The organism is Sphingobium sp. S6 (assembly GCF_905120495.1).
GTDB classification, from domain to species: domain Bacteria; phylum Pseudomonadota; class Alphaproteobacteria; order Sphingomonadales; family Sphingomonadaceae; genus Sphingobium; species Sphingobium agri.
In genome coordinates this window covers 77,179-95,755 of the sequence record NZ_CAJHOG010000004.1, presented here as the reverse complement: position 1 = coordinate 95,755, position 18,577 = coordinate 77,179, and the positions used below count along the sequence as shown (strand labels likewise).

13 protein-coding genes and 1 riboswitch are annotated in these 18,577 nt (G+C 61.6%); of the genes, 8 read left to right on the top strand and 5 right to left on the bottom strand.

What is annotated here, in order from left to right; all coding sequences use genetic code 11:
- Nucleotides 1-78 precede the first annotated feature (78 nt).
- Together SPHS8_RS13735 and SPHS8_RS13730 are read right to left on the bottom strand one after the other, a co-directional pair.
- Nucleotides 79-1,005, bottom strand: a complete 927-nt coding sequence (locus SPHS8_RS13735; protein ID WP_201516002.1) for an alpha/beta hydrolase — start codon at nucleotides 1,003-1,005, stop codon at nucleotides 79-81.
- A 59-nt stretch (nucleotides 1,006-1,064) separates the two neighbouring features.
- Nucleotides 1,065-2,153 (bottom strand): enoyl-CoA hydratase/isomerase family protein, encoded by a 1,089-nt coding sequence (locus tag SPHS8_RS13730; RefSeq protein ID WP_201516001.1) that lies wholly within the window; start codon nucleotides 2,151-2,153, stop codon nucleotides 1,065-1,067.
- Nucleotides 2,154-2,302: 149 nt separating this feature from the next.
- Here SPHS8_RS13730 and SPHS8_RS13725 point away from each other — a divergent pair, with 149 nt between their 5' ends.
- The 4 genes from SPHS8_RS13725 (at nucleotide 2,303) to fghA (ending at nucleotide 7,468) form a co-directional block, all read left to right on the top strand.
- Entirely contained in the window at nucleotides 2,303-2,842 is a 540-nt protein-coding gene (locus SPHS8_RS13725) for a CinA family protein (protein ID WP_201516000.1), read from the top strand.
- Entirely contained in the window at nucleotides 2,832-4,892 is a 2,061-nt protein-coding gene (locus SPHS8_RS13720; RefSeq protein WP_201515999.1) for an NAD(+) synthase, read from the top strand. Before SPHS8_RS13725 ends, SPHS8_RS13720 begins: the two co-directional genes overlap by 11 nt.
- Nucleotides 4,893-5,019: 127 nt before the next feature.
- Nucleotides 5,020-5,097: riboswitch (cyclic di-GMP riboswitch) on the top strand.
- Nucleotides 5,098-5,504: 407 nt separating this feature from the next.
- Nucleotides 5,505-6,617 (top strand): S-(hydroxymethyl)glutathione dehydrogenase/class III alcohol dehydrogenase, encoded by a 1,113-nt coding sequence (locus SPHS8_RS13715; protein WP_201515998.1) that lies wholly within the window; start codon nucleotides 5,505-5,507, stop codon nucleotides 6,615-6,617.
- An 8-nt stretch (nucleotides 6,618-6,625) separates the two neighbouring features.
- Complete coding sequence (fghA, locus tag SPHS8_RS13710) at nucleotides 6,626-7,468, top strand: S-formylglutathione hydrolase (protein ID WP_201515997.1); 843 nt, start codon at nucleotides 6,626-6,628, stop codon at nucleotides 7,466-7,468.
- Nucleotides 7,469-7,617: 149 nt separating this feature from the next.
- Here the strand turns inward: fghA and SPHS8_RS13705 are convergent, their stop codons facing one another.
- From SPHS8_RS13705 to SPHS8_RS13695, 3 genes are all read right to left on the bottom strand, one after another.
- Entirely contained in the window at nucleotides 7,618-9,150 is a 1,533-nt protein-coding gene (locus tag SPHS8_RS13705; protein ID WP_201515996.1) for a right-handed parallel beta-helix repeat-containing protein, read from the bottom strand.
- Nucleotides 9,151-9,408: 258 nt separating this feature from the next.
- On the bottom strand, nucleotides 9,409-11,952 hold the full coding sequence (locus tag SPHS8_RS13700; RefSeq protein WP_201515995.1) for a TonB-dependent receptor: 2,544 nt from the start codon (nucleotides 11,950-11,952) through the stop codon (nucleotides 9,409-9,411).
- 109 nt (nucleotides 11,953-12,061) lie between these two features.
- Nucleotides 12,062-12,835, bottom strand: a complete 774-nt coding sequence (locus tag SPHS8_RS13695; RefSeq protein ID WP_201515994.1) for an SDR family NAD(P)-dependent oxidoreductase — start codon at nucleotides 12,833-12,835, stop codon at nucleotides 12,062-12,064.
- Nucleotides 12,836-13,275: 440 nt separating this feature from the next.
- Between SPHS8_RS13695 and SPHS8_RS13690 the strand changes: the two genes are divergently transcribed.
- From SPHS8_RS13690 to SPHS8_RS13675, 4 genes are all read left to right on the top strand, one after another.
- Nucleotides 13,276-14,925 carry a class I adenylate-forming enzyme family protein gene (locus SPHS8_RS13690; RefSeq protein WP_201515993.1) on the top strand — a complete coding sequence of 550 codons (1,650 nt, stop codon included), beginning with the start codon at nucleotides 13,276-13,278 and terminating at the stop codon, nucleotides 14,923-14,925.
- 15 nt (nucleotides 14,926-14,940) lie between these two features.
- Complete coding sequence (locus SPHS8_RS13685; RefSeq protein ID WP_097093549.1) at nucleotides 14,941-15,810, top strand: amidohydrolase family protein; 870 nt, start codon at nucleotides 14,941-14,943, stop codon at nucleotides 15,808-15,810.
- A gap of 18 nt (nucleotides 15,811-15,828) precedes the next feature.
- Nucleotides 15,829-16,932, top strand: coding sequence for a Rieske 2Fe-2S domain-containing protein (locus SPHS8_RS13680; protein WP_201515992.1), 1,104 nt, complete (start codon nucleotides 15,829-15,831; stop codon nucleotides 16,930-16,932).
- A 137-nt stretch (nucleotides 16,933-17,069) separates the two neighbouring features.
- On the top strand, nucleotides 17,070-18,569 hold the full coding sequence (locus SPHS8_RS13675) for an amidase (protein ID WP_236575156.1): 1,500 nt from the start codon (nucleotides 17,070-17,072) through the stop codon (nucleotides 18,567-18,569).
- Nucleotides 18,570-18,577 lie beyond the last annotated feature (8 nt).

The following is an 18,577-nucleotide window of genomic DNA, read 5'->3' as shown; positions in this document are numbered from 1 at the left end:
TTACGTGCCTCTGGCCGATCCCTGAAGGGGAGAGGGAAAGTGGTGCGAAGCCGAGGCGCCTACCTTCATCGGTTTGGATCAATGCGTTGGCGTCGCGGAGGATTTCAGCCAGCCATGCATGCGCATCCAGTCGGCGAACTGGGGCAGCAGCCCGGTTGTGGTGGTGCCGGGGCGTCCCGCGCCGAAGCCGTGCTCGCCACGTTCATAAGCGTGCAGTTCGACAGGGCGGCGGGCGTTGCGCCATGCGTCGGCAATGGCGAAGCCCTGCTTCTTGAAAAGGCTGTCGTCCATGGCGATGGCGGCGAACATCGGCGGGGCGTCGGCGGGAACCGTGACGGCGGTCATGGGGCCGTAGATATAGCCGATGAAGGCGGGGCGCGCGTCGCCCTGTCCCTCCAGCGCGGCACTGAGCGCCGTCATGGCACCGGCGGAAAATCCGATCATTCCGAGGCGGGCGGGATCGACGCGAAATTCCTTGGCGCGGTTGCGGATCATTGCGAGTGCCGTCAATGCGTCCTGCGTCGCGCGGGGTTCCTTGATCTTGTCGACGGCGCCCGGCTGGGTCGCCTGGGCCATGCGCTGGCCCATGAATTTGCTGTACGCCTTCGCATCGCGCGGCGATTCATTCAGGCGATATTTGAGGACGAAGGCGGCGATGCCCTGGCTGGCGAGCCAGCGAGCGATCTCTTCGCCTTCGCTGACCATGGAAAGCTGAAGGAAGGCGCCGCCGGGCGCCACCACAACGCCCGCGCCTGTCGCCTTTGCCGGGTCGGGGAGATAGGGCGTGACCGTCGGCCGCGTGACATTGCGGACAATGTCATTTTCCATGTTCAGCTGACCATAATGGATGCTGTAATGCTCCCATTGTTCGTTGTCCGCATCCTTCGAGGCTGGATAGAGCGGGATTTCGGCGAGCTTGGGCTTGGCGATCGGCGTGATCTGCATCTGGGCGGCGGCGGGGGCGGCAATCGCCAGGGCCAGGGTGATCAGGGCAAGACGCTTCATCGAATGGGTCTCCTCTCCATCTATTTTGTATCAATCGCATGGACGCGTGCGATTGCACCTTAGACGCCCGTATTCAGTTCGGGAAGCGGCGTCCACTCCCTGTCCGCTGGCAGGGGGGCAAAGAGGCTGTCGAGGAGTGTGTCCGTGACCTCTTCGGGAGTCGCGGGGTTCCATCGCGGCGCATTATCCTTGTCGAATATGACGGCGCGGACACCTTCGATGAAATCGGGGCGGCGGATGACATGGCAGGCGATGCGATATTCATTGCGCATGTTCGCCGCAAAGTCCGTGAAGCCAGCGCCCTCGGCCATTTGCCGCAAGGCGACCTTGATCGTCTGCGGCGATTTGGTCGCGAGCACCGCCAGTTGATCGGCGCCCCATTGTGAGCCGTCTGCACGCAAGGCGGCGAGGATATCTTCATAGCGGCGGGCGGCAAAAAGCCGGTCTATGTCGGCGCGCTGTGCTTCCCAAGGGGAGGGAGGCGGCGGGTCGCTCATTTCATCCAGAATCTCGCCGATGCCATCCGGGTCGGCGATGATCCGTGCCTTGACGGCGTCGAGCTTTTCGGAGGCCATATAATGGGTGGCGATGCCGATCGCCGCGCAATCGGCTCCATTGATCCGCGCTCCGGTGGTGGCAAGCCAGGTGCCGGTTCGGCCCGGCATGCGCGGCAGGAACCAGCCGCCGCCTACATCGGGGAAAAGGCCGATGCCCGTTTCCGGCATGGCATAGATGGTGCGTTCCGTGGCGACGCGGAAACGCGCGGGATCCGATATGCCGACGCCGCCGCCCATCACTATGCCGTCGATGAACGCTATGACGGGCTTTTCATATATGAAGAGCAGATGGTTCAGCCGATATTCGGTGTGGAAGAAGCGCTCCGCTTCCGAACAGTCACCCTTCGCGCTGTTGGCTATCATGGCGATATCACCGCCCGCGCAGAAGCCCCGCGATAATTTGGGATCGCCATCGGGGGAAGCGGCATGGTCGAGCATGACAGCGGACACGTTTTCATCGTGACGCCAGGCGAGCAGCGCATCGATCATGGCAGCGCACATTTCGGTCGTCAGCGCATGGAGAGCCCTGGGGCGGTTAAGGCGGATGCGGCCGACGCCATTTTGCACGAAGATGATCAATTGATCAGTCATTTCTCATCCTGCCTGCCGTCCGAGCTTCTTATCTAGATTATCCGAACAGCTGTTATCGGTTCAGATCGTTCCGGGGAAGGGGCCCGGCAGGGAACGGCGGCGCCGCCCGTGTCGTTGAAAAAGCGAATGTCCATTAGAGGGAGGAAAGGATGAACGGCGATCCGAATGGCGGCGGGCCTGCTGAAACCCTGTCCCCTGCTCTGCCGAACGCGACGGAAGAGGCCGCCGAAGCCTTGCTGAAACTCTGTTGCGACGCCGACCTGAAAATCGCAACGGCGGAGAGTTGCACGGGCGGACTGCTGGCGTCGCTGTTGACCGATGTGGAAGGCGCGAGCCATGCGTTCGAGCGCGGGTTCGTCGTGTATAGCGAGGATGCCAAATGCGAACTGCTGGGCATAGCGCGGGAGAAGATCGATTCGTGCGGCGCGGTGAGCCGCGATGTCGCGATCGCGATGGCAGAGGGTGCTATAGCCAAGTCGAGTGCCGACATCGCCTTGGCGGTGACGGGCTATGCGGGCTCTGCGCCGCCGGGAGATGAGCCGGGCTTGGTGCACTTCGGGTGCGCCCGTCGCGGCGGGGAAACACGGCATCGAGAGGAGCATTTCGGTGACGTGGGACGCGGCCCGATCCGGTTGAAAACGATCGCGGTCGCCTTGGACATGATGAGGGAGGCGGTGCATGGGGGCTGAACGGTTTGAGGCGATTGAAACCCATGGGCTGGTGCGGCTGGCTGCCGCGACACCCGAAGCGAGCGTTGCCGATGTCGGCGCCAATGCAGCGGCGATCCTGCGTTTGGCGCGTGAGGCGGCTGGCAATGGGGCGGACATCATCCTGTTTCCGGAACTGTCCCTGTCCTCCTACGCCATCGATGACCTGCATCTGCAGGACGCGCTGCTCGATAGGGTGGAGGCGGAGATCGGGCGGCTGGTTGAGGAGAGCGCTGATCTGCCGGTGCTGCTGGTGGGCGCGCCGGTTCGACGGGCGGGGCGGCTTTACAATGCCGCATTGGTGATTGCGGGGGGGAAGCTGCTGGGCATCGTCCCCAAAAGCTACCTGCCCAATTACCGGGAATATTATGAAAAGCGCTGGTTTGCGTCGGGAGCTGGGCTGGCCGGGCTGGACATCGACCTCGCAGGGCATCGGGCGCCGTTCGGGCCGGACCTGATCTTCGAGGCCGAGGGACGCGGCGACTTCATATTCCATGTCGAGATTTGCGAGGATTATTGGGCGCCGCTGCCGCCGTCCACCTTTGGCGCCCTGGCGGGCGCGCTGATCCTGTGCAACCTGTCGGCGTCCAACATCATCGTGGGCAAGGCGCGGGACCGCGACCTTTTGTCCGCAGCGCAATCCATGCGGTGCATCGCTGCCTACGCCTATTCGGCGGCGGGCTATGGCGAGAGCACGACGGACATGGCCTGGGACGGGCAGGCTATGGTGCATGAGATGGGCGACCTGCTGGCGGAATCGGCACGCTTCGGCGATGCGCCGGAGATCATCTATGCCGATATCGATGCGCAAAGGCTGCGGCTGGAGCGGATGCGCAACGGCACGTTCAACGATACGGCCGAGGCGATGGGGCATCCCGAGCAGCGGTTCCGGAAAGTGGCGTTCGAGGCTGTGGCCGCTGGGAAGCGGGAAGGGCTTTACCGGCCCGTGCGCCGCTTCCCCTTCGTCCCGGCTGATCCGGCGCGGCTGGATGCGGACTGTTATGAGGCGTTCAACATTCAGGTGGAGGGGCTGGTCACCCGTTTCCGCGCGACGTCCGGCAAGCATCTGGTGATCGGCGTTTCGGGCGGTCTGGATTCTACCCATGCGCTGATCGTCGCGGCCAAGGCGTGCGACCGGCTGGGGCTGCCGCGATCGGCGATCCTTGGCTACACGATGCCCGGCTTTGCCACGGGTGAGACGACCAAGGCCAATGCCTGGGCGCTGATGAAAGCGCTGGGCGTGACCGGCGAAGAGATCGATATCCGTCCGGCGGCGCGGCAGATGCTGGCCGACATGAACCATCCCTTTGCGCGAGGCGAGGCGGTGTATGACGTGACGTTCGAGAATGTCCAGGCGGGGTTAAGGACCGATTATCTGTTCCGCCTGGCCAACCGGCATGGTGGTTTCGTCGTCGGGACGGGCGACCTTTCCGAACTGGCGCTCGGCTGGTGCACCTATGGCGTCGGCGACCAGATGAGCCATTATGCGGTCAACAGCGGCGTGCCCAAGACGCTGATCCAATATCTGATCCGCTGGTGCATCGCGACGAACCAGTTCGATGCGGAGACGGACGGGATATTGCAGGCGATCGTCGATCAGGAAATCTCGCCCGAACTGGTGCCCGCCGATGCGTCGGGTGCGATGCAGAGCACGGAGAGCAGGGTCGGGCCTTATGCGCTCAACGACTTTTTCCTGCACCATATCGTGCGCTGGGGACAGCCGCCGTCCAAGGTGGCCTTCCTCGCCTGGCATGCGTGGCGCGACATGAAGGAGGGCAGCTGGCCGCCGGGATATCCCGACAGCGCAAAGCAGGCCTATGACTTGCCCACGATCCGGCACTGGCTCGACAATTTCCTCTACCGCTTCTTCACGATCAGCCAGTTCAAGCGGTCCGCGCTGCCGAACGGGCCAAAGGTTTCGGGAGGAGGCGCGCTGTCGCCGCGGGGGGATTGGCGAGCGCCTTCGGACGGCACGGCGACGCTATGGCTTGAAGAATTGGAGCGGCGCATCGGGCCTGCCGACGAGCGGTGAACAAATACAGGTGGATCGATGGCATAGTTTCCACGACGCATCTTTTTTCCGCCACAAATCATTGACCCGAGGGCATAATTGGGTTAAGCAATTGCTAAGGCAGAAAAGCGCGCGATAGCGAGAGATCTGACCGAAAAGGCAAACTGCCGGTGACGGCAAGACGCAAAGCTTCCGGTCTCATGATTGAGACAGCGGGGTTACCGAAGCAGGACATGACGCAATGCAGTCGCTTAGCCTCTTTTCTTCATTCATGATCTTCGGGCCGGCCGGGCGCGCAACATGGCGTCGGCCTTAAACTCGCTATTCGCTCTGGATGGCGCGGGCCTTGATCAGGCTAGCTCGCCACCAGCCAGATTGCAGCATTTCTTGACCGGTCCTGCCCGGCACCATCTCCTTTAACTCCCTCGGGTCGCACTATGGGAGAGAAGCACAGCGTCCCAAAGACCCATCTCCCCACTCGGGGCGCTGTGCTTCATTTTTTACCGGCGAAGGCATGAGAGCTTCTTCATGATCGCTGCAAATCCTGACGGATGAAACAGACTGGCGGCTTGATCGCGCGGCCAAATTGAACCACTGCTGGTGCAGCCCCACATTCGAGATGAGGAACGCTGCATGAAGACCCGCGCCGCCGTCGCATTTGAAGCGAAGAAGCCCCTGGAGATCGTAGAGGTCGATCTGGAAGGCCCGAAGGCAGGCGAGGTTCTGGTCGAGATCATGGCGACCGGCATCTGCCATACCGACGCCTACACGCTCGACGGGTTCGACAGCGAGGGCATATTCCCGTCGATCCTTGGCCATGAGGGCGCAGGTGTAGTGCGTGAGGTCGGGCCGGGCGTGACTTCGGTCAGGGCGGGCGATCATGTGATCCCGCTCTACACGCCCGAATGCCGCCAGTGCAAAAGCTGCCTGTCGGGCAAGACCAACCTGTGCACGGCGATCCGCGCGACCCAGGGTCAGGGGCTGATGCCGGATGGGACGAGCCGGTTCAGCTACAAGGGGCAGACGATCTTCCATTATATGGGCTGCTCGACCTTTTCGAACTTCACGGTGCTGCCAGAGATCGCCGTGGCGAAGATCCGCGAGGACGCGCCGTTCGACAAGAGTTGCTATGTCGGTTGCGGCGTGACGACCGGCGTGGGCGCGGTCATCAATACGGCGAAGGTGACGCCCGGCAGCAATGTCATCGTCTTCGGCCTGGGCGGCATCGGCCTCAATGTCCTGCAGGCGGCGCGCATGGTGGGGGCGGACCGCATCATCGGTGTCGATGTGAATGACGGCAAGGCCGAGTGGGGCAAGCGCTTCGGCATGACCCATTTCTACAACCCCAGGGGCAAGAGCACGGCGGAAGTGGTTGCTGATCTGGTCGCATTGACCGACGGCGGGGCGGATTACACGTTCGATTGCACCGGCAATACGGAAGTGATGCGGCAGGCGCTGGAAGCATGCCATCGCGGTTGGGGCGTTTCGACCGTGATCGGCGTGGCGGAAGCGGGCAAGGAAATCTCCACCCGGCCTTTCCAGCTGGTTACTGGCCGCGTGTGGAAGGGGAGCGCTTTCGGCGGCGCGAAGGGCCGCACGGACGTTCCCAAGATCGTCGACTGGTACATGAACGGCAAGATCGAGATCGACCCGATGATCACCCATGTGCTGACGCTGGAGGAGATCAACAAGGGTTTCGACCTGATGCATGCGGGCGAGAGCATCCGCAGCGTTGTCGTGTTTTGAGCAGCGGCATGGAACAGGTCAGCGCCAACAAGGCCTTTGGCGGCGTGCAGGGCGTCTATCGTCATGCCTCCGCTGAAACCGCGACGGACATGAGCTTTTCGGTCTATGTGCCGCCGCATGAAGAGGGCGCGAAGCTGCCCGTGGTCTGGTATCTGTCGGGCCTGACCTGCACGCATGCGAATGTGACGGAAAAGGGCGAGTTCAGGAAAGCCTGTGCGGAATTGGGGCTGATCTTCGTTGCGCCGGACACGTCGCCGCGCGGAGAGGGCGTGCCCGATGATCCTGCGGGCGCCTATGATTTCGGTCTTGGCGCCGGCTTTTATGTCGATGCCACTCAGGCGCCCTTCGACCGCAATTATCGCATGTGGTCTTATGTGACGGAGGAACTGCCTGCCCTGATCGCGGAGCATTTTCCGGCCGACATGAGCCGCCAGTCGATCATGGGACATTCGATGGGCGGCCATGGCGCGCTGACCATCGGCTTGCGTCATCCGGACCGGTTCAAGGCGGTGTCGGCTTTCGCGCCGATCGTCGCGCCCGGCCAGGTGGCCTGGGGCGAGAAGGCGTTGGGCGGCTATCTGGGGGACGACCGGGCCACGTGGCGCAAGCATGACGCCGTCGCCCTGATCGAGGATGGCGCGCGCGTGCCCGAATTATTGGTGGATCAGGGGACGGCCGACCAGTTTCTGGAGCAGCAGTTGCGCCCGGAATTGTTGCAGGCGGCTTGCGATGCGGCGGGGATCGGGCTGACGCTCAACATGCGTGAGGGCTATGACCATAGCTATTATTTCATATCGAGCTTCATGACGGATCATCTGCGCTGGCATGCTGCGCGGCTTGGCTCGCAGTGAGGCAAGAATAGGATGGCGGATTTGTCCGCACCACTGGCCCCGTTCGCCCTGAGCTTGTCGAAGGGCTCTCCTTCTTTTTAAAAGAGGAAGGCTTCGACAGGCTCAGCCTGAACGGATGTGGGGTGGGCACTGGATTTCGGGATGGCGCACTATCGTCGCGCTTCCGAGACCTGGAGGCGGCGGGGCTGCTTCAGTTTGACGAAGGTGCCGAGTTCCCGGCGGAGCATGGCCAGCATCCAGCTGCGGTGGTTTGCGATGAATTCGGGAAACCCGTCTGCTCTGGATGGATCGAAGACCGGCACCTGCCAGTCCGATGGCTGTTCCTCGTAATTTGCTTCGATCCGGGCTGATCCGTCGTCCGGGGCATCGACATGGCTGCCGAAATAACTGTTGCCCTTGAACCGGAAAGACTCCGCAGGGTCGAATCCAGCCTTGATCAGATAGTCGGGGCCTTTCCGTCCGATCTCGCTGCCGTAACGGGCAGTGCCCGCGACCTTGAAGACATTGTCGCGAAATCGGATGTCGCTTGCCCATCCGTCCCATTGGGTCGCGACGACCATCTGAACGTCCATCGCCTTGCCGACATGGACGACATTCCTTTCGACCAATGCTCCTGTCACATTGCCTGCGATCTGGAAGATGCGCGTGCCGTCATTGCGGCTGACGTTGAAGCGGGCGACCGTTCCATGATTGCCGATATTGCCGCTGTCATCATGCCGGGGCGAGCAGATGAGCAGAAAGCCACCAGCATTGTCATGGCTGTAATTGTAGAGGAATGTCGTACGGCGGGAGTTGAAGTCTGAATCGAAGCCCTGACCATCATAGCGGGTGCGGGTATAGGCGGCTTCGTTGAGCTGGATGAGGCTGTTGTCGGTGCTCCATTGCCAGATGCCCGCATTATAGCCGGGCGCGCGGCTGCCTGCATGGCGAACGATATTATGTTCGATGAGCGCCCCGTTGGTTCCGCGCGGCACGATGCCGTCGCCGCCCACATCCTCCACATAATTGTCGCGGATGACGACCTTCTCGCTCGGGAACCAGTTGGCGGACGTTACCTGGTCGCTGATGCCTGCAATGCCCGAACGGTCCACGTTCCAGACGATGTTCCGTTCGATGATGAGGTCTTCAAACCTTGTCGGTGTCTTCTGCCCTGCCACGCGGAAGACTATGCCGCCATTGTCCTTGCGATCGTTCGTCCCGCGCACATCATGGATATACATGTCGTGTATGCGGATGCCGCGCGTGATGCCTCGATCTTCGGCCGATATGAGGACGCCGGTGCGGGCGGCGGGCGTCATGCTGTCGTTCGTGACTTCCAGGCCACTGACCGTCACATAATCGGCGTTCACGATCGCGACGCCGTAGGGAGAAATGCCGCCCGCGTCGATGCGCGGAAGGGATCCTATGCCTTCGGCCGTGACGAGGATGGGTGCATTTTCGCTACCTGATCGGGTGAGAGTGAGCGGTTCGCGCCACAACGATCCGGCCATCAGCTTGACTTCATCACCGGGCTGCAAAGGGAAGGCGGCTACGCGGGAGAGCGACGCCCATGGCTGTGTGGGGGACGTACCTGTGGATCGGTCATCGCCAATTGTCGAGCTGACATAATAGGTTTCGGCATGGGCGACGGTAGCCGCCAATGACAGGGCAAGAAGCGAAGCAGCACCCAATGATTTCAGCAACTTTACCCTCTCACTTTGCTATTAACCTCAGGCAGTTTTTAGCGCCGCCGGGCTGAATGCGAAGTGAAATGGGCAGCCGAAACCAGCAAAAAAAGCCCCGCCTCCAAAAAGGAGACGGGGCATGGGGAGGGAGGCACGAATGCCCCGAAAGCTTGTTAGAGCGCGCTGCGTTTAATCGGACGCAGGTCGCGCGCTCCAGTTGTCTGTTGTCACATCGTTACAAGCGCAAAACCGGTTCCCACTTTTGCGCACGATGCTTTAGAATTTGACGCCCACGGTCATGCCGTAGGTGCGCGGTTCGGCATAATAGCCGCCTGCAAAGCCGAGCTGACCATAGTCGATGCCGCGGACGAAATCCTTCGCATTGGTGAGGTTCTTGACCCACAGGCGGACTTCGCCTTCGCCCGAGCCAAGCGCGAAGCCGTCGATGCCGATCTGGGCATCGATCAGGTCGATATCGTCGCCCTTGATCTGCTCATTGAACGGCGATCCCAGCGGACTGCTGAAATTATATTTGCCGTCTTCATGCGTGTAGCCGATCCGTGCGCGCAGGGTGGCGTTGCGCCAGTTCAACGGGAACTGCGCGTTTAGCGCCACATTGGCGGTGAGCGGAGACGTGTAGCCGGGCGTGGCGATCGACGCGATGTTGACCGGCGGTTCCCCGGCTACGGGCGACTGGCCTGCGAGGAACTCCTTATATTTTATGTCGATATAGCCAATGCTGCCGTCGAGCGAGAAATTGTCCGAAAGGACAGCCTGCGCCTCTGCTTCAACGCCGTTGTAAACCACCTTGCCCGCATTGATGATGCGCGTGGCGAACGTCCCGACGGGGGCGTTGGTGACGGGGCCGATGACGGCAAGATTGTCGTAGATATTGTGATAGGCTGCAAGGTTCAGGCGCAGGCGGCGATCCAGAAGCTCGGTCTTCACTCCAACTTCATAGGAGGTCACCTTTTCCGGTTCGAAGCTGCCGAGCTGGCTCGTGCCAGTGATTGCCGGATCCTGGGAATTGAAGCCACCCGAGCGATAGCCGGTGGCCGCGCGGGCATACAGGTTGATGCCGTCGGCGACATCATAGCCTGCCATCAGGTTCCAGGTGAACTTGCTGAACTTGGCTTTGCCATATTCCGGCACGGCGGGTGCGACTGCGCCGTTCTGAAGGCGGAGCATCTTCTTTTCGTCCCAGGTGTAGCGGCCGCCCGCGGTCAGGCGGATGCCGCTGTCACGGCCACCCGGATAGAAGGTAAACTGGCCATAAACTGCGGTGCTTTCGCTCCATGCCGTGTATCTCAGCCGGGCGAGCGTCTGGACGAGGCGGTAGCGCGCCGGATTTGCAGCAACAAAGCTGGGGCCAAGCGGGCCGAAGTTTCCGAGGAAGACGGAATTGGTGTCGAGGATGAAGCCGCTATTCTGACGGCCATTTTCCGTGCCCTTTTCCCAGAAATAGAAGCCGCCGACGACCCAGTCCAGTGAACTGCTGTCACCGGAGATTTCGACTTCCTGGCTGAACTGCTTGTGCCGCCGGCTATTTTCAACGGAGAACAGATCCTGCGTGATCGTCGGCACTGGTGCAGCGGAGATGAACGGAATGGCTGCTGCCGGGATGGTTGGAATGAACTGCAACAGCGATGCGGGCATGCCGTTGAACAGGGTCGCGTTGGAGAAGGCCGGGCCGCTGAACGCGCCGAGGCCGTCCAGGTCGGTCACATTGTCACTGTTCCAGAAACGGTAGCCGGTGGTCGACTTGACCTTGAAGCCGCCAAAATCATTCTGAACCTGAAGATTGTGACCCCAGGTCTTGTCGACGGCGCGGCTGAGGATGTTGTTGCAGACTTCATGACGGTATCTGCGCTCCGGCGTTGCGAGCGCTGCGCATTCCGGATCGGCGAAGGTTGCGCCCGCCAGATACTGTGCCACCGGGGCCTGCTGCGTGACCAAGGCCTGGCGGCCATCGACCGTGATCGGCGCGTTGGGCGTGCCATCCCACACATTGGTCAGGATGAAGGGGAGGGGCGTGCCCTTGATCCGGTTCCAGTCGAAAATATACTGGATGCTGCCGGTTCCGCCGAGATCAATGCGGGCAGCGCCGCGGAACGCGTCGGACGTGCGGGCGCCCGGATCGCGAGAGTCGCGTGGTTGGAGGATGTTGTTGATGACGCCGTCGCGTTCGCTGTGGCTGTAGGAAAAGCTGGTTGATATGCCCGCAATCTCACCCGGATCGATCGACAGCTTGCCGTTCCAGGCGTTGAAATTGCCATAGCCAGCCTCGGCCTTCAGCCGGAAGGTGGATGAAGGCGCGCGGGTGATGAAATGGATCGCGCCGCCAGTCGTGTTGCGGCCGAACAAGGTGCCCTGCGGCCCGCGAAGCACTTCGACGCGTTCAATGTCAGTGACGCCAAGGCCCAGGGCGCCACCGCGAGCAATATACACGCCGTCCACATACAGGCCGTTGGCAGCGTCGATGCCGAAGCTTTCGCTGCCACCGTTGGAGATGCCGCGAATGGAGAAGACGGCGGCGGCGTTGCTGGTCGTCCCCTGGGTCACGACGACGTTGGGCGCCAGGCCGCTCAAGTCGCGGCTGTCGCGGATGCCGAGCTGCTCCACCTTTTCAGAACTGATCGCGCTGATGGCGATGGGAACGTCCTGAAGATTCTGGGCGCGCTTCTGGGCGGTGACGACGATTTCCTCGAGACCGGACGTTGCCGGTTCGGCGTCGGTCTGCGCCATCGACTGACTGGCAAGTGCGAGGCCGCTGACCCCCATGATCAGTTGTAGCGCAGCATATCTATATGTCTTGGCCATGAATATCTCTCCCTTGGATATTATGAAGATGGTGATGAGGATGAACGTGGGCGCACGAAATCTTCGTGCATGCGCCGATCAGGCAGTGTTGATCTGATCCTGGAAGGTATCAGCCGGGCATATACAGTTGAGCGGCCTTTCCGCCGTCTACAGGCAATGCCGTTCCCGTGATGTAACTTGCAGCGTCGGAAAGCATGAAGACGATGGCGTGCGCCAGTTCTTCAGGCTGGCCGCCACGCTGCATCGGTATGGCGGCCGTCGTGCGAGCGGCGGTGTCGGACGCGCGCGCGGAAAACAGTTCCGTGGGGGCTGTCTGAACCTGCCCTGGAATGATGGCATTGATCCGGATGCCAAGGGGTGCGGCTTCCATCGCGGCGGCGGCCGTGAAATGCACCAGCGCGGCCTTCGAAGCGGAGTAGCTGGCCATGTTCACGGTCGCGCGGATGCCGCAGGTCGAGGCGATATTGACGATCGACCCCTTGCCCGCCGCAGCCATCACTTTCAGCGCGGCCTTGGTGCTGACGAATGCGGCGTCGCTGTTGACGGCGAAATCCTTGCGCCAATGTTCGAGCGTCAACTTGCTGATCGGCGCATAATGGGTCGACATGGCATTGTTCACCAGCATGTCGAGCCGGCCATATTTCTGGGCTACGCCCTCGATCATCGCCGTCAGCGCGTCCGTGTCGGCGACGTCCAACTGGATCGCCTCGATCAGGCCGCCTTGCGCCGAAATGCTGTCGCGCGCGCTGTCCAGCAGCGCCTGCCTGCGCCCACAGATGACGACATGCGCGCCGCGCTGCGCCAGCAAGCTGGCAGTGGCGAGGCCGATGCCATCGCTGCCGCCCGTGATGATGGCGACGCGGCCTTGAAAATCCTCGCTCATGTCGACGTCCAGAACCTCACCTAACAGAATCGCACTCTGCTCCGAGTGTGGGTGCGATGCGACTCAAGATTCCCAAAAATACGGAATTTGTAAATCGATAAATTCCGAACTTGAATGTTCTGGAGGTGATATGGAAGGGGCCTTGCAGGCAAATGAGCCATTTATAGATCGTGATATGGGCAGCTCCCGGCTTAGAGAAAATCTAGTAAATACAGGGGCAATCACGTTGTTGGCCTAGAAAATGCTGGCATCAATCAAGTGCACTGATCATGCGGAAAAAAAATGTTGTTGAATTACGCGGGCGGCGGAATAGAGTCGTGTTCAAGCAGAACGGCGATGAGTCGAGGATAGAGGATGCCGGAATCGAACCGGGGCCAAGGCTCCGGCGCAATTCCCCGTCGGACGATCCCTGCGGCGGTGAGGTGATCCCCAAGGATAGCATGAGCAAGATCGATCCCATTTTCGCGGCCGTCACCGCACCCGGCACGCCTTTCGAAATCGGCGAGCAGGATGGCCTCCGCTTCTTCGTAAACGCGCCTTCGGACCTCAACCAGTTAATCGAAGGGGCGCGGCGCTTCGGCGACCAGACATGCATCGTCGATTTTGACGGCGCAGAGGGCGAGCGGCGGGTGAGTTTCACCCAGTTGTTCGCCTGGCGCGACCATTTGGCGGCTCGGCTCGGCATCACGCGGGGGCAGAGGGTTGCGATTTGCATGCGCAACCGTGCCGAATGGATGGTCGCCTTTCTCGCCGTTGTGAAGCAGGGCGGCGTTGCAGCGCTGCTCAATAGCCGGGGATCGCCCGCCGAGCTGAACGCGATGGTCGAAGAGGTGACGCCGGAGCTTGTGCTGGCGGATACCGACAGAGCCGCGCTTCTGCGCGATGGCGGTTATGCGGGCCGGTTGATCGATGTAACGCGGCCTTTGGGAGATGCGCCCACTGCCGTAGAACCCGATAAGACCGCAGCGCCGAATGATCCCTGCGCCATTCTGTTTACATCAGGCACGACAGGACGGGTGAAGGGCGCGGTTCTGTCCCATCGCAGCCTGATCACCGGATTGCTGGGCACGCAGCTGACCGGAACGATGGTGCTGCATAATATGGCTGAGCAATATGGGGTTTCGGTCGATGCCATTGCGTCGCAGGTGCCGCCCCAGGCCATTTTGCTCGTCTATCCGCTTTTCCATATTTCCGGGTTAGGCTCCGGTTTCCTCGCGCCATTCCTGTCAGGCGGCAAGATCGTCATCATGCGCCGCTGGGATGCGGAAGAGGCTGTCCGGCTGATCGAGCGGGAGCGAGTGACGCAGCTTTCGACCGTCCCAACGATGCTGTGGGACATGGTGCATCGGGCGCGCACCAAGGATGCCGACCTCAGTTCGGTGCGGAACATCGGATCGGGCGGCCAGGCGCTGCCGCTCAACCTGCTGGAGGAGGTGCAGAAGCTGTGCCCCCATTCGATGATCGGGACCGGCTATGGCATGACCGAGACATCCGGCGCGATCGCTCAGGCCGTGGGAGCGGACTTCCTGGCAGCCCGTGCTTCGGCGGGACGGGTGCTGCCGCTGGTCGACCTGCGGATCGAGCGGGAGGACGGCACGGTCTGCGGTCCCAACGAAACCGGCGAGATCATCGTGCGCAGCGCCATGATCATGAGCGGATATTGGAACCGGCCGGAGGATACGGCGAAGACCTTCACGCCTGACGGTTGGCTGCGTACCGGCGACATCGGCTATCAGGATGAGGAAGGCTATATCTTCATCGTCGATCGCGCCAAGGACATGGTCATTTCAGGCGGCGAGAATATCTATTGCGCCGAAGTCGAGCGCGTCCTCAGCGAAATGCCGCAGATCACCGAATGCGCGACATTCGGGATAGCGGATGAGCGATTGGGCGAGGCGCTGGTCGCGGTGGTTCAGGCGGATGGCCTGGACGAACGCAGCGTCATCGATTGGGTGGCGGGCAGGCTTGCGCCCTACAAGGCGCCGGTGCGCGTCGCCTTTTCCGCCGAGCCCCTGCCGCGCAACCAATCGCAGAAAATCAACAAGATCGCGCTTCGTGCGCTGTGGCCTGAACTGGCCGGCAACAACTGAACAGGAGAGTTCCGCATGGGCATGCCCAAGGACATAAAGATAATCGACTGCATGCTGGGCATTCCGGAGGCGGAAGACCGCTCCGCATGGTTCGATCCCTTTCGTCCGCTGATCAAGGACCAGCAGACGCTCCAGCAGTTCGCTATGCCCGCGCAATATATGTTCAAGGACATTCCGCAGACCGGCAAGGTTGATGACTTCGTATCATGGACCGTCGAGCAGATGGACCAATATGGTATCGACAAGGCGCTGGTCGGATGGAACGACAATGCGACATCCTACCGCGCCAAGGAAATGTATGGCGACCGCTTCTTCTTCGACCTGCCCTGTGATCCCAACCGGGGCATGGAGGAAGTAAAGCGGATCAAGCGCATCCATGCGGAAGTCGGACTGTCGGCGATCAGCGTCTTTCCGGCGGGCACGCTGCCGCAAGTGGCGATCAATCACAAATATATGTTCCCACTCTATACCTGTGCGGCGGAACTGGGGCTGCCGGTGTTGCTGAATGCGGGCATTCCGGGTCCGCGTATCCCGATGGAAACGCAGAAGGTCGAGCATCTGGACGAGGTCTGCTGGTTCTTCCCGGACCTGAAGGTCGTCATGCGTCATGGCGCGGAGCCGTGGGAAGCTTTGGCGGTCAAGCTGATGCTGAAATGGCCGAACCTCTATTATTCGACCAGCGCCTTTGCGCCCAAGCATTATCCCAAGGCGATCATCGACTACGCCAATACGCGCGGCGCGGACAAGATCATCTATGCGGGCTACTTTCCCATGGGCCTCAGCCTGGAGCGGATCTTCAGCGACATGCAGAACGTCCCCTTCAAGGACGAGGTATGGCCGAAGTTCCTGCGTGAAAACGCCATCAAGGTCTTTGACCTCAAATAATCTGACGGAGCCTTTTCCATGTCTAACCCCGAAATCGCCGCCGCATCCGATGCGCGCACGCCGCCGGTTGCCGTATGGCAGATCCTTGAGAAGCTCAAAGGGCAGGACTTGCTCGACTGGCGGCTGGCCGAAGTGAAGGACCGCGCTTCGATCAAGGAGCGCAACCTCGATATCGGCATTCCTTTTGGCTGGTATCCGATCCTCCTGTCTTCGGAACTGCAGGTCGGAGAAGTGAAGCCGCTGCGCTATTTCTCGCAGGACCTGGCGATCTGGCGCGGCGAGGACGGCAAGGTCCGCATGCTCGACGCCTATTGCAAGCATCTGGGCGCGCATATGGGGCATGGCGGCAAGGTGCACGGCAATCTGCTGGAGTGCCCCTTCCATGCCTGGCGCTATGATGGCGATGAGGCGGTGGTCAAGGACGTGCCCTATGCCCGCAATATCCCGCCGCAGGTGAAGCGCAAGTGCACGCGCAACTGGCACATCACCGAAGCCAATCGTTTCATCTGGGCCTGGTATCACCCGCAGGATGTCGCGCCGCTGTTCGAAGTCGCGGTGCTGCCCGAGGCGAGCGATCCTGAATGGACCGACTATGAGGTTCACGAATGGAATGTCTGGGGTTCGCTCCAGAACATGGCGGAAAATGGCGTCGACGTCGCGCATTTCCGTTTCATCCATGGCACCGCCAACGTGCCGCTGGGCGAACTGCGTTGGGGAGACTGGGGCCGCGGCGCTGACGTGAAGGCGAAAATGGGCACGCCATGGGGCGAGGTGGATGGCTGCATCAGCTATGACACGATGGGGCCGGGACAAAGCTGGACGCGCTTTACCGGCATTTCGGAGACGCTGCTGGTTGCCTGCCTCGCGCCGGTGGAGCTGGACCATGTGCATGTCCGCTTCTGCTTTACCCAGCCCAAGGCCCAGGCCGAAGGCGAGCGGGCGGGTGTCGCCAAGGCGATCATCCGCGACATCTGCAAGCAGTTCGACCAGGATAAGGTCGTGTGGGATCGGCAGAAGTTCGAGCCCAACCCGATCATCTGCGATGGTGATGGCCCCATCCCGCAGTTCCGCAAATATTATGCGCGCTACTATGCGGATCAGAGCGCGGCGGCCGCGGAATAAAGCGGATTACGAGCAGCTGCACCGCCACCCCCGTTCTAGCTAAGCCCTTCGACAAGCTCAGGGCGAGCGGGGCGGGGGATAGATGATCTCCTATGGCTGTCACGCCAAAAGAAGCTCTTGGAGAGATAGGAATGGACATGACACGCCGGGAAACGATAGCGGGCGGTGCGGCGCTTGTGGGGCTGGCGGGCACTGCCAAGGCTGCGACGCCGCGCTCCACTCCGCTCGACACGCATGATGCGCTCGGGCTGGCCGAACTGGTCGCCAAGCGCAAGGTTTCGCCAAGCGAATTGCTGGAATCGGCAATTGGCAAGGCGGAGGCGCTGAACCCACGGTTCAACTTCCTTGCGCAGAAACATTATGACTATGGCCGCGCGGCAATCGCCAAGGGGTTGCCGCAAGGGCCGTTCAGCGGCGTTCCATGGCTGCTGAAGGACCTGAACACTTATATCGCGGGCCTGCCGACCGAGAATGGCAGCCGTTTCTACAAGGGCTACAGGCCTGAGGTAACCTCCGAGCTGGTCCGGCGCATCGAGAAGGCTGGCTTTGTCATCTTCGGCAAGACGACAGTGCCCGAACTGGGCCTGACCGGCACGACTGAAAACAAGCTGACCGGTGACACGCGCAATCCTTGGGACAGAACCCGGATCACAGGCGGATCGTCAGGCGGCGCTGCCGCGGCAGTGGCGGCGGGCGTGCTCCCTGCCGCGCACGCTACCGACGGTGGCGGGTCGATCCGCATTCCGGCTTCCTGCTGCGGGCTCTTCGGCCTGAAGCCGAGCCGGGGGCGCGTGCCGATGGGACCGCCGCGCACCGAAGGGTGGGGCGGATTGTCGGTGCATCATGCCGTCACCCGCAGCGTCAGGGACTCCGCCGCGATATTGGATGCAACGCAGGGGCCGGAGCCCGGCGCCCGCTATGCCGCGCCGACGCCGGGCGAGACTTTCCTGTCGCAGGTCGGCAAGGCTCCGGGCCGGTTGCGGATAGCATTGATGCTGAATGCGCCTGCGGGATCGCCCGTCGACCCGGAATGCGTCGAAGCGGCGCGCAAGGCGGCACGGCTGTGCGAAAGCCTGGGTCATCATGTCGAGGAAGCTGCGCCGAAGCTGGACGTCGCGGCGATGGGCGCAGCAAGTTTCGTGCTGATCGGTTCATCGGTCGCAGCGGATATGATGGATCGCGCCAAGGCGACCGGCATGGCGATAGGGCCGGATGTGCTGGAACCGATCACGCTTGGCTTTGTCGGTTATGGGCAGAAGGCGACCGGCATGGACTTCGCCCGCGCGAACAACACGCTTCAGGCTGCGGCTATCAGCATGGCGCAGTTCATGGCGAATTATGATGTGATCCTGTCGCCGACACTGGCCGCTCCGCCGTTGAAGCTGGGTCAGATCAACCTCACTCCCGACGTCGATTTCGCGGCATGGGGACAGCGGGCGGCGGTCTTCTCGCCCTTTACGCAGGTCGCGAACATGACCGGCCAGCCCGCCATGTCTGTGCCGCTCGCCATGTCATCGGCGGGTCTGCCGATCGGCGTGATGTTCACGGGCCGTTATGGCGACGAGGCGACGCTGTTCCGCCTGGCCGGTCAGTTGGAAAGCGCTGCGCCCTGGAAGAACAGGCGTCCGGCGGTTTAAGATATTGG